This window comes from Flavivirga spongiicola (assembly GCF_030540825.1).
Classification (GTDB): domain Bacteria; phylum Bacteroidota; class Bacteroidia; order Flavobacteriales; family Flavobacteriaceae; genus Flavivirga; species Flavivirga spongiicola.
On sequence record NZ_JAUOEO010000002.1, the window covers coordinates 161,004 to 183,235 of the forward strand.

The 22,232-nt window shown below is 32.6% G+C and carries 16 protein-coding genes and 2 tRNA genes; 8 read left to right on the plus strand and 10 right to left on the minus strand.

Annotated features, from left to right (window positions below; translation table 11 throughout):
* Positions 1 to 83: 83 nt before the first annotated feature.
* Positions 84 to 1,385, plus strand: coding sequence for an MFS transporter (locus Q4Q47_RS20735; RefSeq protein WP_303308646.1), 1,302 nt, complete (start codon positions 84 to 86; stop codon positions 1,383 to 1,385).
* A gap of 145 nt (positions 1,386 to 1,530) precedes the next feature.
* On the opposite strand, the gene Q4Q47_RS20740 is transcribed toward Q4Q47_RS20735, so the two are convergent.
* The 5 genes from Q4Q47_RS20740 to metE all read right to left on the minus strand — a co-directional run bounded on the left by Q4Q47_RS20740 (position 1,531) and on the right by metE (position 7,215).
* Positions 1,531 to 2,262 carry a head GIN domain-containing protein gene (locus Q4Q47_RS20740; protein ID WP_303308647.1) on the minus strand — a complete coding sequence of 244 codons (732 nt, stop codon included), beginning with the start codon at positions 2,260 to 2,262 and terminating at the stop codon, positions 1,531 to 1,533.
* 129 nt (positions 2,263 to 2,391) lie between these two features.
* The gene (locus tag Q4Q47_RS20745; RefSeq protein WP_303308648.1) at positions 2,392 to 3,474 is read right to left on the minus strand and encodes a DUF4097 family beta strand repeat-containing protein; all 1,083 of its coding nucleotides are present in this window, start codon (positions 3,472 to 3,474) and stop codon (positions 2,392 to 2,394) included.
* Positions 3,452 to 4,018, minus strand: a complete 567-nt coding sequence (locus Q4Q47_RS20750; RefSeq protein WP_303308649.1) for a hypothetical protein — start codon at positions 4,016 to 4,018, stop codon at positions 3,452 to 3,454. The genes Q4Q47_RS20745 and Q4Q47_RS20750 overlap by 23 nt, the downstream gene beginning before the upstream one ends.
* A complete protein-coding gene (locus tag Q4Q47_RS20755; RefSeq protein ID WP_303308650.1) occupies positions 4,011 to 4,571 on the minus strand; it encodes an RNA polymerase sigma factor in 561 nt (186 codons plus the stop codon). The genes Q4Q47_RS20750 and Q4Q47_RS20755 overlap by 8 nt, the downstream gene beginning before the upstream one ends.
* Before the next feature lie 331 nt (positions 4,572 to 4,902).
* Complete coding sequence (metE, locus tag Q4Q47_RS20760; protein ID WP_303308651.1) at positions 4,903 to 7,215, minus strand: 5-methyltetrahydropteroyltriglutamate--homocysteine S-methyltransferase; 2,313 nt, start codon at positions 7,213 to 7,215, stop codon at positions 4,903 to 4,905.
* Between the two features lie 162 nt (positions 7,216 to 7,377).
* Here metE and Q4Q47_RS20765 point away from each other — a divergent pair, with 162 nt between their 5' ends.
* Entirely contained in the window at positions 7,378 to 7,836 is a 459-nt protein-coding gene (locus Q4Q47_RS20765; protein ID WP_331497778.1) for an Lrp/AsnC family transcriptional regulator, read from the plus strand.
* A 61-nt stretch (positions 7,837 to 7,897) separates the two neighbouring features.
* On the opposite strand, the gene Q4Q47_RS20770 is transcribed toward Q4Q47_RS20765, so the two are convergent.
* Positions 7,898 to 10,444: an ATP-dependent Clp protease ATP-binding subunit gene (locus Q4Q47_RS20770; protein WP_303308652.1), complete on the minus strand. Its 2,547-nt coding sequence runs from the start codon at positions 10,442 to 10,444 to the stop codon at positions 7,898 to 7,900.
* Positions 10,445 to 10,706: 262 nt separating this feature from the next.
* Between Q4Q47_RS20770 and gyrA the strand changes: the two genes are divergently transcribed.
* Together gyrA and Q4Q47_RS20780 are read left to right on the plus strand one after the other, a co-directional pair.
* A complete protein-coding gene (gene gyrA, locus Q4Q47_RS20775) occupies positions 10,707 to 13,274 on the plus strand; it encodes a DNA gyrase subunit A (protein ID WP_303308653.1) in 2,568 nt (855 codons plus the stop codon).
* A 17-nt stretch (positions 13,275 to 13,291) separates the two neighbouring features.
* Positions 13,292 to 14,542: a tetratricopeptide repeat protein gene (locus tag Q4Q47_RS20780; RefSeq protein ID WP_303308654.1), complete on the plus strand. Its 1,251-nt coding sequence runs from the start codon at positions 13,292 to 13,294 to the stop codon at positions 14,540 to 14,542.
* Positions 14,543 to 14,687: 145 nt separating this feature from the next.
* Here Q4Q47_RS20780 and Q4Q47_RS20785 read toward each other — a convergent pair whose 3' ends face one another.
* The 4 genes from Q4Q47_RS20785 to Q4Q47_RS20800 all read right to left on the minus strand — a co-directional run bounded on the left by Q4Q47_RS20785 (position 14,688) and on the right by Q4Q47_RS20800 (position 18,174).
* Complete coding sequence (locus Q4Q47_RS20785) at positions 14,688 to 15,521, minus strand: IS3 family transposase (protein WP_303309174.1); 834 nt, start codon at positions 15,519 to 15,521, stop codon at positions 14,688 to 14,690.
* Complete coding sequence (locus Q4Q47_RS20790; RefSeq protein ID WP_303307940.1) at positions 15,485 to 15,919, minus strand: hypothetical protein; 435 nt, start codon at positions 15,917 to 15,919, stop codon at positions 15,485 to 15,487. The genes Q4Q47_RS20785 and Q4Q47_RS20790 overlap by 37 nt, the downstream gene beginning before the upstream one ends.
* An 83-nt stretch (positions 15,920 to 16,002) precedes the next feature.
* Positions 16,003 to 16,752 (minus strand): C40 family peptidase, encoded by a 750-nt coding sequence (locus Q4Q47_RS20795; protein WP_303308655.1) that lies wholly within the window; start codon positions 16,750 to 16,752, stop codon positions 16,003 to 16,005.
* Between the two features lie 246 nt (positions 16,753 to 16,998).
* Complete coding sequence (locus Q4Q47_RS20800) at positions 16,999 to 18,174, minus strand: acetyl-CoA C-acyltransferase (RefSeq protein WP_303308656.1); 1,176 nt, start codon at positions 18,172 to 18,174, stop codon at positions 16,999 to 17,001.
* Positions 18,175 to 18,461: 287 nt separating this feature from the next.
* Between Q4Q47_RS20800 and Q4Q47_RS20805 the strand changes: the two genes are divergently transcribed.
* From Q4Q47_RS20805 to Q4Q47_RS20820, 4 genes are all read left to right on the plus strand, one after another.
* Positions 18,462 to 20,510, plus strand: a complete 2,049-nt coding sequence (locus Q4Q47_RS20805) for an HD family phosphohydrolase (RefSeq protein ID WP_303308657.1) — start codon at positions 18,462 to 18,464, stop codon at positions 20,508 to 20,510.
* A gap of 93 nt (positions 20,511 to 20,603) precedes the next feature.
* Positions 20,604 to 20,692 (plus strand) — tRNA-Ser (locus tag Q4Q47_RS20810).
* A 21-nt stretch (positions 20,693 to 20,713) separates the two neighbouring features.
* Positions 20,714 to 20,788, plus strand: a tRNA-Pro gene (locus Q4Q47_RS20815).
* 216 nt (positions 20,789 to 21,004) lie between these two features.
* Entirely contained in the window at positions 21,005 to 22,081 is a 1,077-nt protein-coding gene (locus tag Q4Q47_RS20820) for a site-specific integrase (RefSeq protein ID WP_303308658.1), read from the plus strand.
* Positions 22,082 to 22,232 lie beyond the last annotated feature (151 nt).

Here is a 22,232-nt window from a genome sequence, read left to right on the forward strand (position 1 = left end):
TTGTTATGACTAATTTCTTAGCGTAGAAATAAAAATATTTATTTATTTTAGTGGGCTGCTCATAAAAGGGCAGCTTTTTTATTATGGCAGTACTAGAAAAAGGGAGTAAAAAACTCTTAAACGCCTGGGCGTTTTACGATTGGGCAAATTCGGTTTATACCTTAACCATAGCCTCATCCATATTTCCTATATTTTATTCGACATTGTTCCTTTCAGAAATAAAAAAAGTTTCGGCTTTTGGGTTTGAATTTAAAAGTACGGCATTAATTACTTTTGTTACTGCATTTACTTTTCTTGTAGTCGCTTTTACGTCACCTATCCTCTCGGGTATTGCAGATTATGTTGGTAATAAGAAAAATTTCATGAAATTTTTCTGCTACGTTGGCGGACTAGGTTGTATAGGGTTATATTGGTTTAATTTAGAGCATATCCATTTAAGTTTATTATTTTATTTTATGGGCTTAATAGGGTACTGGGGGAGTTTGGTTTTTTATAATTCTTATTTGCCAGATATAGCATTTCCTGAGCAACAAGATAGTATTAGTGCCAAAGGTTTTTCATTGGGGTATATTGGAAGTGTCATTTTATTACTTGTGAATTTAGCAATGGTGATGAGCCAGGATGATGGAGCAGATAAAATGCAAATGATGAGATACTCTTTTCTAACAGTTGGTTTATGGTGGATTTTATTCAGTCAATATTCATTTTATTTTTTACCAAAAGGAACATCTTCAGGGCACAAAGTGACTAGGGCTATTGTTTTTAATGGCCTAAAGGAATTGCGACTCGTATGGAAACAGTTAAAACAAGATTTAAGATTGAAACGTTATTTATATGCCTTTTTTGTCTTTAGTATGGCAGTGCAAACCATTATGTTGATTGCGGTTTATTTTGGGGAAGAAGAAATTGCATGGGGAGGAGATAGCGAAAAAACAATGGGTTTGATTGTGAGTATTTTAGTTATACAAATCGTAGCTGTTTTTGGAGCAGTTCTAACATCAAAAGCTTCTTCTAAATATGGGAATATTAAAACGTTAATTGCTATTAATTTTATTTGGATGGCATTATGTTTTTATGCTTTTTTTATGGAAACACCTCTTCAGTTTTATATTGCAGCATCCATAGTTGGTTTAGTAATGGGAGGAATACAATCTTTAGCACGATCTACGTATTCTAAATTTTTACCAGAAACAGAAGATACCACATCTTATTTTAGTTTTTATGATGTAGCAGAGAAAATAGGCATTGTTATTGGTATGGGAATCTTCGCGACCATAGACCAGATAACTGGAAGTATGCGAAATGCCATTCTGTTTTTATTTGTATTCTTTTTAGCAGGCATTTTGATGCTTTTTAGAGTGCCTAAAGAAAGAGTCGAAAATTGATTAAAAGAAGAAAGGTCTGAAAATCGTTTGGATGTCCGTTCGAATGCAGTCGAGAACTTTTAATGTCTTTATTTTTAAGACATCTCGACTGCGCTCGATGTGACAGCTTTTAGTTTTAATTTATATTTTAGTAAACAAGTTTTGTTTATTGGCTAATGCTCCCAGAACCTGCAACTTTGGAATCTACTGTTGGGTTTCCTCTATAAACAATATCACCAGATCCAGCTACCCTTGCTTTTAAAGTCTCGTTGCTAACAACTTTAGCATCTCCAGATCCAGCAACAGAAACTTCTGTATTGTTTGCTTGTAAATCGAAACCGTGAAAATCACCAGATCCCGCTACTTTAGCTACTAAATTATTCGTGTCACCTTTTAACTTAAGATCACCCGAACCAGATATAGATGCTTTTGTAGATGATGCTTTAATGTCAAGAATAACGTCTCCAGAGCCAGCTAATGAAACATCTAAATGAGTTGTAGTTATAGTGTCTTCGTTCCATAAATCTCCAGAACCTGAAAGAGAGACTTTACTTATGTCTTTAAATGGAATAGTAATTTTTATAGTTTTGTTTCTGCTAGATTTTAAGTTGGTGCCTTTTCTTGTTTTTACAATTAAATTATTGTTTTTAACCTCAGTGACTATATGTTCTAATAAGTTTTCTTCTCCTTCAATTTTAATATTTCCTTCAGTACCACTTACAATAACAAAATCCATGTTTCCGGCGCATTTTATACCATCATATTCAGAGGTTGTTCTGGTTATGATTTTCACATTACCGTTTCCTTTTATAGATTTTCCCCATTGGGCATACGATGTAGAAGCAAAAAATAACATCGCTATAATTAAGACTGTTTGTTTTTTGATTAATTTTTTCATGTGTTTATATTTATTGTTTTTAATTGGTCACATGCGACCTTTGATGAATAAAATAATTATTCCCTAGAGAGTTTAATAATTATTTTAATCATATCGGTTTCATGTGTTTAAAGATTTATTATTGATGAATTAATTTTTATAAAGAGACACACTTCCGTATTCAGATTCTATATTAATAGTATTTCCCGATGTTTTGTTACCATAATAACCTGCATAGAGTTTATCTGTAGATTTTATAATTTTCTTTGTGAATTCTAAGCCATCACTATTTAAGGATCCGTATTCTAAATCAATATTAAAATTAAAATGGTATGCAGGTGCGTAACCTATTTTTATACCGACATAATCAGATTTTATTGTAACATTTCCAGCATTCTCAGCCATCCTTTTTATCTTTATAGAGCCATAATCAGCTTTAAGGCTTACGTTTTTATATACATCACCAATAATAGTTGTTAAATAATCGCCATTTCCAGTAATGTTATTTGCTTTTTCAATGTTTATATTACCATAATCACAATTGTAATTAACATCTTCTGCTATTTCAACTTTGGAGTTGGTATAGTCTGCATTAATATTTAATGCATTTGTTTTAGAAACCGTAAAACCACTATAATCAGCATTTATTTTTCCACTTTTTATATATTCAAAATGGCAGTTATTGGTATAATCAAAATTAATATCGTTGTCATCGGCCAACAATTCTTTGGTCGTTATTTTACCGTAGTCGCAGTTAATTTTTGCAACACCTTTAAGTTTGTCTACATTGATTGTTCCGTAGTCATTATTTAAATCAATACTATTTGTAATTGGTATTTTTACTATATAGTTAATTTTCATATGTACTTTATTTCTTTTCCCCCAATTCCACCAAGAATCAGATTTTTTCGGAAATTTTGTTTTTGCAGAAACAAAGCTTGATGAGGTATCAAAGTCTACAGTAATGCCATCTAATTTATCTTGTACTTTTTCTTCATCATTCCCTGTAGTGGTAATGGTGATCTCAAAAACCACTCTATTTTCATTCCATGTAACAATATCAATATTTCCATAGCTATTATCTATACTTAACATAGCATTCGATGTTACAGGGTATTCCTTGTTGATTGTTTTCTTTTTTGTGTATTTGCCTTTTGCATCTATTGATGCTGTGGCAAACAGTGGTACTGTAAGAAGTAAGATTAATATTTTAAATTGTAGTGCTCGTTTCATGTGATGAGTTATTTAATTGTTTAATGTTTTCAATTTGCTCTAAAGCATTTTTTAATATGTCTATTCTATTTTGAAAGTTGGAAATCATAGCATAGATAACACGACTATCATCTCCGCTTTCTGTTAAATCTATTTTTAAAGATTCATAATCCTCTTCCAATATCTTCATACGTGCCATAGTGTCTTGAATTAGGGCTTGAGTTTTAGGAGAATCTTCATTCTTGATTTTACTTAATTCTTCTGCTATAGTTAATGTAAAGAAGTCTTCTGTTTCTGCCATTTTAGGTGATACACTGGCTAATTCTCTATAGCTTGAATCTTGCTGAGAACCTATAAAAAGTGTCACTAACAAAATTACAGAAGCGGCTACACCAATTAATGGTTTCCATAAACGACGCCTTTGTTTACCAACTTTAATTAGTTGTAGCTCGCCTTGTTTATTTAATTTGTTTAAAAAGCGTTCCCTATGATTTGATCCCGGATTTTCTATATCGAAATCATTTTCATGTTTTTTAAACAGTTGTTCTATAGTATTTTTATTCATAAACCATTTGTAATTTTGTTCTTAAGCTTTCTTTAGCTCTAGAAATCGTTGCTCTACAATTAGTATTGGTAATGTTTAAAATATTACTTATTTCTTCGTAATCGTAACCTTCAATTAAATTTAAGGTTAAAGCAATTCTATAATTATCTTTTAAGGACTTCATAGTGTTTAAAATTTGCTTCACTTTTATATTTGCAAATTCGTAATTGCTTTCTATACCATTATTGTCATCTTCTATCTTATATAAAATATCATCTAAAGGAACTTCGTTGTTTTTGTTATTCTTTTTATAATGATAAATGCTATTATTTATAACAATTCGTTTTAACCAGGCTCCAAATATTTTTGATTCTTTAAGACTCTTTAGTTTTGTAAAAGCCATTAAAAATGAATCTTGCATAATATCTTCTGCTTCAAAACTATCTTTTACAATTCTAAAAGAAGCATTGTACATGGCTTTATAATATCTGTTATATATTTCCAATTGTGCAGATTGGTTTCCAGATTTACAAAGCTCAACAAGCTGTTCGATATTTAATTTAGTTGGCGTCAAAAAAACAAATTGTTATAATATAGATTACTGTTATTCTATTTTGTTACAGTTTCTCAAAAAAAAATCCTATACTCTTGTAGAATATAGGATTTTAATATTGAACTCACCTTGACTTTTTATGATTTGCTACAAAATCATCCCCTTTCTGCAACGGGGTAGGCTATTTTATTCCTATATCTTTTCTTTTTATTACACCGTAGCGATGTTATGATGTGCAAAAAAGACCTCATCTAGAAACAAAAGCATGACTTTTCGCTTAAATAAAAAAAAGTCAAGGTGAGTTCATGATTATAATGAATGATTTTTAAAATTTCATTGATATCAAATAAAGTTAAACGACTTCCATTTCCTTTTCTCTTAGTTGTTTTGCTGCCTTTACAAGATTTTTTAAGGCAGCTGTTGTTTCAGGCCAGCCTCTGGTTTTTAGTCCACAATCGGGATTTACCCAAATATGTTCTTTGGGTAAAACGTTTTTAGCCTTTATAAGCAAGTGTTCAATTTCTTTTACCGAGGGGATTCTAGGCGAGTGAATATCATAAACACCTGGGCCAATTTCATTTGGGTATTTAAAATCTACAAACGCATCTAATAATTCCATTTCAGATCGAGATGTTTCAATAGTAATAACATCTGCATCCATAGCAGCAATATTATTTATAATATCATTAAATTCAGAATAGCACATATGCGTATGAATTTGTGTTTCATCTTTTACGCCACTTGCAGAAATCCGGAATGCTTTTACAGCCCAATCTAAATACGCCTTCCACGCTTCTTTTCTTAATGGTAAACCTTCGCGAATGGCAGGTTCATCAATTTGAATAATTTTTATTCCGTTATGCTCTAAGTCTACGACCTCGTCTCTAATCGCTAATGCTATTTGATTGCATGTTACCTGTCTAGGTTGATCATTTCTAACAAATGACCATTGTAAAATGGTTACCGGCCCAGTAAGCATGCCTTTTACAGGTAGATCTGTTAAGGATTGCGCATAAGCAGACCATTTTACAGTCATGGGATGTTCACGAGATACATCACCAAACAGAATAGGAGGTTTTACACATCTACTTCCATAACTTTGTACCCAACCAGAGCTGCTAAATACAAATCCATTTAATTTTTCTCCAAAATATTCAACCATATCATTCCGTTCAAATTCTCCGTGAACTAAGACGTCGATACCAGTTTCTTCTTGAAAATGAATAGAATCTTTTGTTTCTCTTGCAATTAGTGAATCATATTCTGCTTGTGATAAAATTCCTTTTTTGAATTTTGACCTCCAACTTCTAACTTCTTTAGTTTGCGGAAATGACCCAATGGTTGTTGTTGGGAATAATGGTAAGTTTAATGCCGATTTTTGTTTTGCTTGTCTATTTTTAAATGTGCTTTTTCTTTGACTATCGGTATCGTTTAACGCAAGTACTCTATTTTTTACTTTTTCGTTATGAATTAATGTGGAGGCTTTTCTGTTTACATGTGCCATTTTATTGTCTTTAAATTCTTTTTCAAACTCATTATAGTTTGAAGAAGCTAAGCCTTTTAAAGTTCTAATTTCTTGTAATTTTTGTTTAGCAAATGCCAACCATTGCTTTATTTCTGTGGTTAAGTCATTTTCATTGGTTTCTAAGTCTAAATCATAAGGACAGTGGAGTAGAGAACATGATGAAGCTATCCAGATATTTTCTTCTCCAATTTTAGAAATGACAGATTCAATAGTTTGTAGAGAGTTATCGAAATTATTTTTCCAAATATTTCTTCCGTCAACTAAGCCTAAAGATAGTTTTGTGTTGGTGTTATAATGTTTAGATTCAAAAATATCATTTAATTGTAATTGACATCTTACTAAATCTAAATGTAAAGTGTCGATGGGTAGTTTTAGAACAGTGTCTAAATTATCACCATAACAATCAAAGTAGTTTGCTAAAAAGACTTTTAAATTAGGAAATTTGGTACTTATCTCTTCGTAAGTAAATTTAATCGCATCTCTTGCTTGTTCATTTAAATTTAGGGCTAAACAAGGCTCGTCAAATTGAATGTATTCAACATTTAATTGGGTTAGTTGAGTAATAATTTCGAAATAAACAGGTAATAGTTTTTCCAATAAACTTAGTCTATGAAAACCTTCTTCTTTTTCTTTTCCTAATAATAAAAATGTTACAGGTCCAATTAACACAGGTTTGGTTTTAATGCCTAATTCTAATGCTTCTTTGTATTCGTCAATTATTTTGGTTGAGAAAAACTCAAAAGTTTGTTCTTTTTCAAATTCTGGCACTATATAATGGTAGTTCGTGTCAAACCATTTGGTCATTTCCATGGCGGTACAGTCTATTTCTTTATTTTGTATGCCTCTGGCCATTGCAAAGTACAGATCTAATTGGTTTTTATGTTTTAGTTTGTCGTAACGCTTTGGAATACAGCCTACACTTAAGCAAGTATCTAGTACTTGGTCATAAAAAGAAAAATCATTTGAAGGCATACTATCGATTCCTGTATTTTTTTGAAGCTGCCAGTTTTCTTTTCTAATACGACTACCTAACTCTAAAAGCTCTTTTTGATTTGTTTTGCCTGTCCAATAAGCTTCGTTTGCTTTTTTTAGCTCTCTTTGATTTCCGATTCTTGGGTATCCTAAAATTGTAGTTTTCATAAAATTACATTGTTTTTTATATCCTTGCAAAATTAGTTTTATAGATTTTTTATATATAAAAATGCTATTCATTTGGATGTAATAACTATTTTTGAAGTTTATAATAGTTTTATAATCTTTTAGTGGTATCTAAAAATAAGTAAGACAGAAAATAATTCTATAATGCCATTAGATAAAATAGATTTTCGCATCTTAAACATACTTCAAAACAATTCTAATTTAACTACTAAGGAATTAGCGGCTAAGGTAAATTTGTCCACAACACCAGTATTTGAAAGGGTGAAAAAATTAGAAAAGGAGGGTTATATTAAAAAGTATAAAGCCATTTTAGATCCTGAAAAATTAGATAGGGGACTCACGGTGTTTTGTAATATAAGGCTTAAAGAGCATACTCGTAAAATTGGAAATCAATTTGTAAAGGATATTCTCTCTTTAGATGAGGTTATTGAATGTTATAACATTTCTGGAGATTATGATTTTTTATTGAAAGTTTTGGTAAAAGACATGAAAGATTACCAAAATTTTGTTCTAAATCATTTGGGAGAATTACAAAATATAGGAAGTGCTCACAGTACTTTTGTAATGGGGGAGATTAAAAATTCTTATTTAGTTCCTCTTTAGTCTAATTTAAAAGCAAAAAAAACTCGGAAATTAATTTCCGAGTTTTTTAAAGATTGTTTTATTAAGATTCCGTGGGTTTTTCAGCCTTTTCTATTGATATTTTCAATTCTTGAGTGGTTTTATCTAAATCAATTTTAATTTTATCGCCTTCTTCAAGATGAGAGGCTACAATTTCTTCAGCTAAAGCATCTTCAATATATTTTTGAATAGCTCTTTTTAAAGGTCTTGCACCATATTGTCTGTCGAAACCTTTTTCTGCAATATAATCTTTAGCACTTTTGCTAAGTTTTAAGATATATCCTAAGCCTTCAATTCTTGTTAAAAGTTTTTCTAATTCGATATCTATAATTTTGTTGATGTCTTCTTTCTCTAAAGCATTAAATACAACAACATCATCAATTCTATTTAAAAATTCAGGAGCAAAGGATTTTTTTAATGCATTTTCAATAACACTTCTGGCATTGGCATCTTCTTGAGCTTTTTGTGACGCAGTTCCAAACCCTATACCAGTACCAAAATCTTTAAGTTTTCTAGCACCAATATTAGATGTCATAATTATGATCGTGTTTCTGAAATCAATTTTTCTTCCCAAACTATCAGTTAAATAGCCATCATCAAGTACTTGAAGTAGCATATTAAAGACATCAGGATGTGCTTTTTCTATCTCATCTAACAATATAACGGCATACGGTTTACGTCTCACTTTTTCGGTTAATTGACCGCCTTCTTCATAACCAACATATCCTGGAGGAGCTCCAATTAATCTGGAAATAGCAAATTTTTCCATATACTCACTCATGTCAATTCTAACGAGCGATTCTTCACTATCAAATAGTTCTCTGGATAGTACTTTAGCTAACTGCGTTTTACCAACACCAGTTTGACCTAAAAAGATAAATGAACCAATGGGTTTATTTGGGTCTTTAAGTCCAGCACGGTTTCGCTGTATAGCTTTTACAACTTTAGCAACGGCACTGTCTTGCCCTATTACTTTCCCTTTAATAAGATTAGGTAATTCAGCCAGTTTATTGATTTCTGTCTGTGCAATTCTATTTACTGGCACTCCTGTCATCATGGAGACCACATCAGCAACATTATCTTCTGTTACGACTTCTCTGTGTTGTTTAGTGTCTTCTTCCCATTTTTCCTGAGCAATAACTAATTCTTTTTCAATGCGTTTTTCGTCATCCCTAAGTTTAGCAGCTTCTTCATATTTTTGTTTTCTTACAACCGCATTTTTAGTTTCTTTAATGCCTTCTAGTTGCTTTTCGAGTTCTAGAATTTGTTTAGGAACATCAATGTTGGTTATATGTACACGAGACCCCGCTTCATCTAAAGCATCAATAGCTTTATCAGGTAAAAAACGTTCTGTCATGTATCTATTTGTTAACTTAACACAAGCTTTAATGGCTTCTGGCGTATAGTCTACGTTATGATGTTCTTCGTACTTTCCTTTTATATTATTAAGGATTTCAATAGTTTCTTCAACTGTAGTAGGCTCAACAATCACTTTCTGAAAACGGCGTTCTAAAGCACCATCTTTTTCAATATACTGCCTGTATTCATCTAACGTTGTTGCGCCAATACATTGAATTTCTCCACGAGCTAAGGCGGGTTTAAACATGTTGGAAGCATCTAAACTTCCTGTTGCTCCGCCAGCACCAACTATGGTATGTATTTCATCAATAAAAAGGATAACATCGTCATTCTTTTCAAGTTCATTCATAACAGCTTTCATGCGCTCTTCAAACTGTCCGCGATATTTTGTCCCCGCGACTAAACTTGCTAAATCTAAAGTCACAACACGTTTATTAAATAAAATACGCGATACTTTTCGCTTAACAATTCTAAGCGCCAAACCTTCAGCAATGGCAGATTTACCAACACCAGGTTCACCAATTAAAAGCGGATTGTTTTTTTTACGTCTACTTAAAATCTGTGAGACACGTTGTATTTCCTTTTCACGACCAACAACAGGATCAAGCTTTCCTTCTTCCGCTAAAGCGGTTAAATCACGTCCAAAATTATCTAAAACAGGTGTTTTGGACTTCTTATTTGCTTTTCCAGCAGGCGTATTAAAAATATTTTCCTTTGAAGCATCACCTTCCGCATTCATGTCATCATCTTGAAATTCGGATTTAGGTTCTATATAATTATTGTCGTTTGTTATCATAAGTTTGAATTGTTCTTTAACATTATCATAGTCAACTTTTAGTTTGTTTAAAAGTTTTGTAGTAGGGTCATTTTCATTTCTCAAAATACATAACAGCAAATGCGCTGTATTTATAGAAGAGCTTTGAAATAGTTTAGCTTCTAAAAACGTGGTTTTTAAAGCGCGCTCTGCTTGCCTGGTAAGATGTAAGTTCTTTTTTTGATTAGAAGTTACGGCAATATTTGAGTTTGCAGGGCTTAATATTTCAACTTTACGTCTCAAATGGTTTAAATCAATATCTAAAGCATTCAATATATTAATGGCTTTACCACTGCCGTCACGCAAAAGCCCAAGCATTAAATGTTCAGTGCCAATAAAATCATGGCCTAACCTAAGTGCCTCTTCTTTGCTATATGCAATTACGTCTTTTACTCTTGGGGAAAAATTATCATCCATAATCGTGTCCTTTCTGCATTAAAAATACTAAAACATTTTACTAAAGGCAAAAACTATACCTTAAATTGTCTGTAAGTTGCTAATTGACGAAAAAAACTTTATAATATCAAAACTTTTATGAGCATACTTATTAACTAAAAAACAACCTTAAATTGTTAATAAAAAAAACATGAAAAAGTATGCTTAATAGTCTTACTATGACTGATGAAATTCTTATATTAGCACGTTTTGAAATACTTATAAAAACTAAACTAAATTTTATATGACAGAAGGAGAAAAATTGATTCCTATTAATATAGAAGATGAGATGAAATCGGCTTACATTGATTATTCAATGTCGGTCATTGTGTCACGTGCTTTACCAGATGTAAGAGATGGTTTAAAACCAGTTCACAGACGTGTGCTTTATGGGATGCATGAACTGGGTGTTAGGGCTAATACGGCACATAAAAAATCCGCAAGAATAGTTGGAGAAGTTTTAGGTAAATACCACCCACATGGTGATACGTCTGTTTATGATGCTATGGTTCGTATGGCTCAAGAATGGAGTTTACGTTATATGCTTGTTGACGGGCAAGGGAATTTTGGTTCTATAGATGGAGATAGTCCTGCGGCCATGCGTTATACGGAAGCACGTATGCGCAAAATATCTGAAGACATGTTGGCAGATATTGATAAAGAAACAGTTGATCACAAATTAAATTTTGACGATACTTTACAAGAACCTACTGTGTTGCCGACACGCATTCCAGGGCTTTTAGTTAATGGAGCGTCTGGGATTGCTGTAGGTATGGCTACTAACATGCCTCCGCACAACTTAACCGAAGTCGTTAACGGTACGATTGCTTATATAGAGAATAATGATATTGAAATCGATGAGTTGATTACGCATATTAAAGCTCCCGATTTTCCAACAGGCGGAACTATTTATGGTTACGATGGGGTTAAAGAAGCATTTCATACAGGTCGCGGCAGAATTATGATGCGAGCTAAAACCAATATAGAAGAGGTTAATGGGCGTGAGTGTATTATAGTTGATGAAATTCCTTATCAAGTGAATAAAGCAGACATGATTAAGAAAACTGCTGACTTGGTAAACGATAAAAAACTAGAAGGTATTTCTACTATTCGTGACGAATCTGATAGAAATGGCATGCGTATTGTGTACGTTTTAAAACGTGATGCTATTCCAAACATAGTATTAAATAAACTCTTTAAGTATACAGCTTTACAGTCTTCATTTAGTGTGAATAATATTGCTCTAGTAAATGGACGTCCACAGTTGTTAAACTTAAAAGAATTGATTCATTATTTCGTTGAGCATAGGCATGAAGTTGTTGTAAGACGAACCACTTATGAATTACGAAAAGCGGAAGAACGTGCTCATATTTTAGAAGGATTAATTATTGCTTCGGATAATATTGATGAAGTTATTGCAATTATCAGGGCATCTTCGAATGCTGATGAAGCACGTGAAAACTTAATTAAACGTTTCGAACTTTCAGAAATTCAAGCCAAAGCTATTGTTGAGATGCGTTTGCGTCAGTTGACAGGTTTAGAGCAAGATAAATTACGTTCGGAATATGAAGCCATCATGGAAACGATTACCGACCTTAAAGATATTTTAGACAAGAAAGAACGTCGAATGGATATTATTAAGGAAGAGCTGGAAGTTGTTAGAGATAAATATGGAGATGAGCGTCGTTCGATTATCGAATATGCTGGTGGTGATTTAAGTATTGAAGATATGATTCCTGATGAAAAAGTGGTGATTACCATTTCTCATGCGGGTTATATTAAACGTACATCACTTACAGAATATAAAACTCAAAATAGAGGAGGCGTAGGTCAAAAAGCATCTACGACTCGTAATGAAGATTTCTTAGAACATTTATTTGTAGGGACTAATCACCAGTATATGTTATTCTTTACACAAAAAGGAAAATGTTTCTGGATGCGTGTTTATGAAATCCCTGAAGGTAGTAAAACATCAAAAGGACGCGCTATTCAAAACTTGATAAATATTGAGCAAGATGATAAGGTAATGGCCTTCATTTGTACTCAGGATTTAAAAGATGAAGATTATATTAATAGTCATTATGTGATTATGGCTACTAAGAATGGTCAAGTTAAGAAAACCTCTTTAGAGCAGTATTCACGTCCTAGAACTAATGGAATTAATGCTATTACTATAAAAGAAGATGATGTACTTTTAGAAGCTAGATTAACAACTGGTACTAGCCAAGTCATGTTGGCATTAAAATCTGGAAAAGCAATTCGTTTTGAAGAAGCGAAAACAAGACCTATGGGACGAGGCGCTTCTGGAGTTAGAGGTATTAGACTAGCTAATGACAAAGATGAAGTTATAGGAATGGTAACTATCGAAAACCCACAAGAAGAATCTGTACTAGTAGTTTCTGAGAACGGTTATGGTAAACGTACCTATATTGATGATCCAGAAGATGGAGAGCCAGTATATAGAATTACAAATAGAGGAGGGAAAGGCGTTAAAACCATTTCTATTACAGAGAAAACGGGGAATTTAGTAGCTATAAAAAGTGTAACAGATAATGATGATTTAATGATTATTAATAAATCTGGTATTGCTATACGTATGGTTATAGCAAATTTACGAGTTATGGGAAGAGCCACTCAGGGCGTTAAACTAATCAATTTAAAAGGAAATGATTCTATAGCCGCAGTTGCTAAAGTAATGCATGATGAAGATGAAGTAGAAGTCGAAGACTCTGAAACTATTGAAAACACTGATAATTTGGAGGATGGCACAACTCTTGATAATAATGATGACGATAATAATACCGAAAATTAATAATAATATTTTATAAAATGAGAAAACAGTTAATTATAGCTTTGACCTTTTCTGTAAGCGTATTTGCATTTGCGCAGAAAAAAGAGCTGAAAACAGCAGAAAGAGCTATTAAAGGAACAAAGTATGCAGAGGCAAAAACAGCTTTAAAACAAGCAGAAGCATTAATGTCTAATATGGACGATAAGGCAAAATCAAAGTTTTATTTTTTAAATGGAGAAGCGTTGTATGCAGGAGGTGCAGGATCAATAGCCGATATAGATGCTGCTTTAGTTAACCTAAGTAAAGTTAAAAGTGGATATACCGCTGAAATTGATCAATTAAAGCAAGATATAGCTAATGGTTTATTAGTCAAAGGAAATGGCGCTTATGAGAAAAAAGATTTTTCAAAAGCTTCAGTATTTTTTGAAAAATCTTATAGAGCCACAGAAAGAGATACAGTATTTCTTTATTATGCAGCAGCAACAGCAGTTAATGTTCAAGAATATGATAGAGCTTTAGGGCTTTATGAAGAACTTAAAAAGTTAGGATATACGGGTATTGCGACACAGTATTATGCAACAGATGTTAAGACACAAGAAGAGGAGGCATTTAGTAGTAAAAATGTCCGTGATATTTCTGTTAAGGCAAAAACGCATATTAAACCAACTGAGCGTATATCAGAGTCAAAAAAACCAGAGATTGTAAAAAATGTGGCTCTCATATATGTTAATAAAGGTGATAATGAAAAAGCAATTGCTGCAATGAAAGAAGCAAGAGCTGAAAGTCCTAATGATGTTAATTTAATATTATCTGAAGCGAATGTTCATTATAAAATGGGTAATACGGAAGAGTTTAAAAGACTATTAGAGAAAGCGACGCAGATGGATCCTACAAACCCAGAATTACAATATAATTTAGGAGTTATAGCTGCAGAATCTAAGCAGGTTGAAGAAGCAAAAACGTATTATGAAAAAGCCATAGAGTTAGATCCGGGATATATAAATGCATATATAAATTTGGCAGCTTTAGTTTTAAACAAAGAAGAAGCAATGATTGAAGAGATGAATGGTTTAGGAACTTCTAAAGCTGATAATAAACGCTATGATGTGTTAAGAGAACAGCGTCAAGATCTTTATAGAGAAGCGATCCCTTATTTAACTAAAGCGCTTGAGATTAACTCTAAGAGTATTAGTGCGGCAAAAACGTTGATGAACATTTATAGTATTCTTGGAGAAACTGATAAATATAAAAGTATGAAAGAAAAAGTTGCTATGCTTGAAGAAGAATAGTGCAAACTAACTTACATTACTTAATGTCTAGTCCTAAATAAGCGATACAGATTATAAAGGATTAAATTTATAAATTAAAGCTGAACAATGATGCCTCATTGTTCAGCTTTTTTGATTTGTATTGTTTTCTTTTGAGTTCGTTTTGTTAGTGCATCTTTTCAGGAGTTAACATATGATTTGATAAATGAGGCCTTTGATCATTATAAATATCAATTGCATCTTTGATCAGTTTCTTCTTTATATCCAGATCTTTAATACTTCTGGCTATATCAAATTCTTGTTTTAAAATCCCATTTACTCTTTCTGCGATTGCGTTTTCATAGGGGTCATATTTCTCAGTCATACTTGAACTTATATTATTACTCATCAATAGTTGTTGATACTCATTAGAACAGTATTGCAAACCTCTATCAGAGTGGTGTATTAGTGGTTGGTTTTTATACATTCTATTCCCTAATGCCATATTGAGAGCTTGCAATGAACCTTCCATACTTAGGCTATCAGATATATTATAACCTACTACTTTCTTGGAGTATGCATCTGTGATCAAGGCCAGGTAAGAAGGGTTGCTCCTAGTTCCTACGTAAGTTATATCACTAACCCACACAGATTCTGGTTTTTCTATCTCCATGGTACTTATCAGGTTTTTGTGTTTTCTGAACCGATGGTGCGAATCTGTAGTGATATGGTAACTTTTCTTTGGGGTTATAAGCATATGGTTAGCTCGTAATATTTTAAATAACTTATCTCTGCCTACCTTTAGAGCTGATAGTTCTTTTTTTAACAAATGGTACAGCTTTCTAGCTCCTAGCTTGGGCATGACATTGCGTATACCACGAACTAGGGCGATCACTTTTTGAACTATGGCTTGTCTTTGGGCTTTTGATTTTATAGCCCTATAATAAACCTGTCTGTCTACCCCGAGTAATTTACAGGTAGAAACTAATGTTTCTTTGTGTGCTTCTTTGTAGTATTCAATAACTCGGGTTTGTAATTTTTTCTGATTGGAATATCATATTCTTTCTCTGCCATATCAACAAGCATGTCAAAGATGATCACTTTCTTGTCAGCGCGTTCAGCCAAATGTTCTGCCCGAGCTTTTTGCTTTTCCAGCAGTTTGATTTTTGCTTCTAATTCAAGTATCTTTTGTTCCGGTGTTTTTGCCAAAGTAAAAGGGGATTGATCTTCCCAATCAAAGGTACCATATTTTTTCAACCAATTGGTTACCGTAGAGTCTCCTTGAATGCCATATTTAGCTTTGGCCTGGCTTTTTGTGAGATTGCCTTGTTCTATGTCTTCTACTAATTGAAGCTTGAAAGAAAGCGAATAATCTTTTTGGGTACGCTTTAAATACCCTTTGTTTTCCGATGTTTTCATTACACTAAGCTTTTAGTGTATCGCTATTTTAGGACGGGACATAATTGATATAAAAAAGGAGCAAATTTAATTTGCTCCTTTTTTTAGACTATTTTTTTTATGACTCGTAATTTATGCGTGTGCATTTTTTTGTCAACGTTATAAATACCTGAGTGGTCTAATCTATCAATTCTAACTTTGCCATGCGCATGTATGATGTAATTATCTTTCATGATAATACCTACATGCGTTATAATACCTTCGTTATTATCAAAAAAGGCTAAATCACCGGGTTCGCTTTCCTCAATAAAACTTAAGGCTTCTCCTTGAGTAGCTTGCTGTGATGCATCACGTAATAATTTATAACCGTTTAATTTATACACCATTTGAGTAAGGCCAGAGCAATCTATACCAAAAGGTGTTTTTCCACCCCAAAGATAAGGGGTGTTTAAATATAGAAATGCTGTTTGAACAATGTTGTCTTTTGCTTTTTTACCATCTATACAATTCCCCTCATACTTATGATTTAAATCGGATAAACCATTTAAGGTAGATCCTAATAAAATAGGATGTAACTGGTTATTATTATCTTCAATAAACTCTACTAAGTCTGCAGAGAGTTTAGAAGATTCTTTGGCTAAAGATTTATATGCTTTTTCTGTAATTTCTAGATATTGCTTATTGTCAATCCAACCTTCATAAGAATCAAATGCTAAACGAATTTTACTCCAGTTTTTACGTTGCTCCAAGATTTTAAAAATTTCACCATAAATTACTTGAGATACAAGTTCACTGGTATCTGCAGGCTCATCTCTAAGGGGAACAATGCTTAAATTACAAATTCCGTATTGCATAAAGTTATTATCTATTGACTATTACTATTGATTATTTATGCAATTATTGGTGGGGAATATCAGATTGCTGAATAAAAATTTTAAAAAGTATTTCATGTGTCTATATGTATTGTTTTTTATTTGTCATACTTCGACTGCGCTCAGCACAGGCGCCTAGCATCTATATAATCATTGTCCTTGGGTATCGAACTTTTTAGTTATAGATGTTTCATAATAAATAATAACAATAAAAAACATTTAATATTACTAGCGTTCTATAACAATTGCAGATGCACCACCACCACCATTACAAATGGCTGCTGCTCCAATTTTAGCATTGTTTTGTTCTAAAACATTTAATAATGTGATTATAATTCTTACGCCAGAGCAACCTAGTGGATGCCCTAATGATACGGCCCCACCATTAACATTTACATTGTTATCATTCAATCCGAGAATTTTCATATTAGCTAAGCCAACTACAGAGAAAGCTTCGTTGAATTCAAAATATTCTACATCACTAATTTTAATTCCGGCTTTATTTAAAGCTTTTGGTAGCGCTTTTGCCGGAGCTGTTGTAAACCATTCAGGTTCATGAGCTGCATCAGCATAACTTTTTATGGTTGCTAAGGGAGTTAATCCTAATTCACTAGCTTTTTCTTTACTCATTAAAATCATGGCGCCAGCTCCGTCATTAATGGTTGAGGCATTAGCGGCAGTTACAGTTCCTTCTTTGGTAAATGCAGCACGTAATTGCGGGATTTTATCCATTTTTACATTAGTAAACTCTTCATCTTTACTAACTATCATTGGTTCTCCGCGACGTTGCGGTACTTCAACAGGAATAACTTCATTGTCAAATTTCCCAGCACCCCATGCTGCTGCAGAACGATTATAAGATTGTATGGCAAAATCATCTTGTTCCTCTCTTGAGAATTTATATTCCGTTGCACAAGCATCAGCACAAACACCCATAGCATTTTGATCGTAAGCATCTACCAGACCATCTTTCTGCATACCGTCAATTAATGATGCAGGTCCAAATTTGTTACCAGTTCGAGCATGTAAATAATGAGGAATTAAACTCATGTTTTCCATCCCGCCGGCGACAACAATATCTGCGTCACCAAGAGCAATGGTTTGAGCGGCTTGCATAACTGCTTTCATTCCAGATGCACACACTTTATTTATAGTGGTACACGGAACAGTATTTGGTATTCCAGCATAAATAGCAGCTTGTCTTGCAGGAGCTTGCCCTGTTCCAGCTTGTACAACATTACCCATTAAAACTTCTTCAACTAATTCTGGATTTAAATCTATTTTACTTAAGGCTCCTTTAATAGCAATAGCTCCAAGTTTTGGAGCAGGAATAGTGGACAGAGCGCCTAAAAAACTACCTATAGGAGTTCTTGCAGCCGATACAATAACTACTTCTTTATTCATTAATTTAATGCTTTAGTTTGTACTTGCGAAAATAACGATTTTTTAGTAGAAATTTGACTGATTCATTTATGAACTCATCTTGACTTTTTCTATTTCCTGAAAAACAATTAAAATTCGCCCATATTTCATTATTTTTTTATACCTAACGATGCTATACCTTTTTAAAATTGTTTCATCTGAACAAATTTCATCTCATTTTCGGTTAAAAACAAAAAGTCAAGATGAGTTCATTATAAAAATGGTGAAAGCTTATAATTTTATTACATTTGAAACCATTAAGCTTTTTGATGAAAGATTTTATAAATAAATTGTATAGAAATCATTCCTTAATTTATAAGGGATTATTGTTTATAGCTACCACTTTTTTAATTGTGTATTTATTCCCTAAAGGAGGAAAGTTTAAATATAATTTTGAAAAAGGTAAACCTTGGCAATCGGAAAATTTATATGCGCCTTTTGATTTTGCTATAAAAAAAAACGAAGAAGAGGTTACTGCTGAAAAAGATGCGTTAGTCAAGAATTCAATACTGTATTTTAATTTAGATAATACTATTGAAACTAAAGTAAAATCTTTGTATAAAAATCAGTTTAAAAATACGTTTTCAGATTCTATCTCCAGGACTATATTCAATAAGTTATACAAGGCTGGAGAAATGATTATCGCAGAACTGTATTTATTTGGAGTTTTAAGTGAAAATTATAATTTTTCAAACGATAAGGCTATAGTAGTACTTGATGGAAGGGTTAAAAAACAAGATGGTTTCTTTTCACATTTGGTTAAACAAGATGCTGTTTCAAAAGTCATTGATAATGCTTTAAGCAAGCAAGGATTGATCCATTATAAAACAGATTTCACTTCTTTGTTTTTTGATTTAATAGAACCCAATTTAACATTTGATAAATCGTTTACAGATAAAGCATTACAAGAAGAAATTGGTAAAATAGCTTATGCTAGAGGGAGTATTGCAAAAGAAACCTTAATCGTTTCAAAAGGCGAAGTTGTTGAAGGAGATAAATACCAGATTTTAAAATCTTTACAGTCTGAATACGAATCGCAAGTTTGGAGTGAGTCAAACTATATATGGGTGCTATTTGCATACACATTATTGGTTGCTTTGGCTTTATTGATGTTGCTTTTGTTCTTACGAAAGTATAGAATGACTGTATTTGAAAATAATACAAAAGTCACTTTCATTTTCTTTAATATTTCTTTATTGATATTTATTACAACCTTGGTAGTAAATTATGATTCCAAGTATATTTATATCGTTCCAATTTGTATTTTACCCTTAGTGTTTAAGGCTTTTTTTGATGCTAGATTGGGGTTGTTTGCACATGTGCTTACAGTATTGCTAATAGGTTTTATTGTGCCGAATAGTTACGAGTATATGTTTCTACAAATTATTGCAGGAATTGTAACTATACTAACTGTTTCAGAATTATATAAAAGAGTTAATTTATTTATTTCAGTAGGCCAAATAACACTTATTTATATTATAGCTTATTTCGCATTTTTTGTTATTCATGAAGGAAGCGTAAAAACTATAAAATGGGAAACATTTATGTGGTTTATTTTGAGTGGGTTAGCCACGCTGTTTGTACAACCTTTAATATACGTTTATGAAAAGCTTTTTGGTTTGGTTTCGGATGTATCACTTTTAGAACTATCTGATACTAATTCAAAATTACTTAAAGAGTTGTCTAATAAAGCACCAGGAACATTCCATCATTCTTTAAATGTAGCAAATCTAGCCGAAGCTTCAGCAAATGAAATTAGGGCGAATGCTATGTTGGTTAGAGTAGGGGCTTTGTATCATGATATAGGTAAAATGAAAAACCCTACTTATTTTACCGAAAATCAATCAACAGGAATTAACCCACATGATGAATTATCATCAAAGGAGAGTGCTCGAATCATTACAGACCATGTTATAAATGGTATTGAGATTGCTAGAAAAAATAATTTACCGGATAGGGTTATAGATTTTATACGTACACACCATGGTACCAGTGTTGTTTATTATTTTTATATGCAAGAAAAAAAGGATTTTGAAGAAGTTGACAAGTTAGATTTTAGTTATCCCGGACCCAAACCATTTAGTAAGGAAACAGCTATATTAATGATGTGTGATAGTATTGAAGCTGCTTCGAAGAGTTTAAAAGAGCCTACATCTACAAAGATTGATGCGTTTGTTGAAAATATAATAAATAAACAAATTGAGGATGGTCAATTTTTGAATGCAAATATTACATTTAAAGAGATTGAATCTATAAAAAAGGTGCTAAAACACAAGTTAGCAAATATTTACCATTTACGTATTGAATATCCAGAATAAAAATTATAAAAAAATAAATAAAATAGTTGTGTTATATCTAAGTATCTAGTACATTTGCAACCGCAATTTTATTGCAAAGTTCATAATATAATTGGAGAGGTGCCTGAGTGGCCGAAAGGAGCGGTTTGCTAAATCGTCGTAGCTAGAAATAGTTACCCAGGGTTCGAATCCCTGTCTCTCCGCTTTTTTTAAGATAACCAATTCGGGGTGTAGCGTAGCCCGGTTATCGCGCCGCGTTTGGGACGCGGAGGTCGCAGGTTCGAATCCTGCCACCCCGACAAACCTAGTAATAGGTCACAACAAAACACTGTTAATCGTATGATTAACAGTGTTTTTTGTTTTTACACATTTTATTTGATATCAAATAAAACCATATAAAAGGTGTGCAATTAGGTGTGCAATTGTTTGCCAAAAAAGTGCTGACTTTAAAGAACTTTAGGGTGTGATTTGACTTTCTGCTTAACAAATTATTGTTTAACTAAAGTCAATGAGTTATGAAAACAAAAAGCACTTTTGCCGTTTTAAACGCCTATTTAGATGAGGTGTATAACAAACTACTAAAGTGTCACAAATCCCTTTTAGAAGAAGATAAAATAATATCCTCGGATGCCATTAAGTCCAGATACCTGGGAGAAGATGACAACAGCAAGACCCTAAAAGAACTAATAACCTACCATAATGAAAATATGATCCACGTCCTCAAAGCGGGAACGATGAAGAACTACTATACCACAGAACGCTATTTACAAAAGTTCTTGCAGAAGAAAAGAAGGGTAAAGGACATCTACCTAAAACAATTGAATTTTAGGTTTATCACGGATTTTGAACATTACCTGAGAACCTACAAAAACTCGAAAAAGGAATTGCTATTATCCAATAATGGCGTCATGAAACATTTAGAACGTTTTAAAAAAATGGTAAACCTAGCCATCAAACTAGAATGGATGAACAAAAACCCATTTAGCCAATTTCAATTAAAATATAACAAATACGACAGGAAATACTTAACAGAAAGAGAATTGCATCTATTGGAAGCTACAGAGTTTACAAGCGACCGCTTACAAAAAATAAAAGATTGTTTTGTGTTTTCATGTTATACTGGGCTATCCTATGTAGATGTTAAAGAGCTAACGGAAAGCAATATTGTTAAGGGCATAGACAACAATAATTGGATATATACCAAACGGGAAAAAACGGACGAACAGGTAAAAGTCCCGATACTCCTCAAAGCATGGGCAATACTGGAAAAGTATAGAGTTATTCAAGAAAAAGATTTTGCAACCAATAATGTATTACCCATAAGCTCCAATCAAAAGACCAATATCTATTTAAAGGAAATTCCGAAAGCTTGTGGTATCCACAAGAACATTTCTTTTCATGTGGCTAGACATACATTTGCTACAACCGTCATGCTCTCCAATGGCGTGCCTATAGAAACCGTATCAAAATTATTAGGACATACTAAACTATCTACCACACAGATCTATGCTAGAGTACTTGAGACTAAAATTAGTGAAGACATAAGTAATCTGTTGGAACGTTTTAAAGAAAAAGAAAGTAAAATTGCATAAATTATTTTAATGAAATAGAGTGAAAATGGTGTCTAATAAAGTATTCCTAGTTCTTATATCCAAATAATCTCCCTGTCATTGACTATGCACGCAATAATTTCCTCTAATTCTGTGCGATTCGAATCAAATTATGGGTTACCCGTAGCGGTTT

Coding starts and splice junctions, on each gene's coding strand:
- Q4Q47_RS20735 (WP_303308646.1), top strand. CDS start 84: ATGGCAGTACTAGAAAAAGGGAGTAAAAAACTCTTAAACGCCTGGGCG.
- Q4Q47_RS20740 (WP_303308647.1), bottom strand. CDS start 2,262: ATGAAAAAATTAATCAAAAAACAAACAGTCTTAATTATAGCGATGTTA.
- Q4Q47_RS20745 (WP_303308648.1), bottom strand. CDS start 3,474: ATGAAACGAGCACTACAATTTAAAATATTAATCTTACTTCTTACAGTA.
- Q4Q47_RS20750 (WP_303308649.1), bottom strand. CDS start 4,018: ATGAATAAAAATACTATAGAACAACTGTTTAAAAAACATGAAAATGAT.
- metE (WP_303308651.1), bottom strand. CDS start 7,215: ATGAAAACTACAATTTTAGGATACCCAAGAATCGGAAATCAAAGAGAG.
- Q4Q47_RS20765 (WP_331497778.1), top strand. CDS start 7,378: ATGCCATTAGATAAAATAGATTTTCGCATCTTAAACATACTTCAAAAC.
- Q4Q47_RS20770 (WP_303308652.1), bottom strand. CDS start 10,444: ATGGATGATAATTTTTCCCCAAGAGTAAAAGACGTAATTGCATATAGC.
- gyrA (WP_303308653.1), top strand. CDS start 10,707: ATGACAGAAGGAGAAAAATTGATTCCTATTAATATAGAAGATGAGATG.
- Q4Q47_RS20780 (WP_303308654.1), top strand. CDS start 13,292: ATGAGAAAACAGTTAATTATAGCTTTGACCTTTTCTGTAAGCGTATTT.
- Q4Q47_RS20790 (WP_303307940.1), bottom strand. CDS start 15,919: ATGAAAACATCGGAAAACAAAGGGTATTTAAAGCGTACCCAAAAAGAT.
- Q4Q47_RS20795 (WP_303308655.1), bottom strand. CDS start 16,752: ATGCAATACGGAATTTGTAATTTAAGCATTGTTCCCCTTAGAGATGAG.
- Q4Q47_RS20800 (WP_303308656.1), bottom strand. CDS start 18,174: ATGAATAAAGAAGTAGTTATTGTATCGGCTGCAAGAACTCCTATAGGT.
- Q4Q47_RS20805 (WP_303308657.1), top strand. CDS start 18,462: ATGAAAGATTTTATAAATAAATTGTATAGAAATCATTCCTTAATTTAT.
- Q4Q47_RS20820 (WP_303308658.1), top strand. CDS start 21,005: ATGAAAACAAAAAGCACTTTTGCCGTTTTAAACGCCTATTTAGATGAG.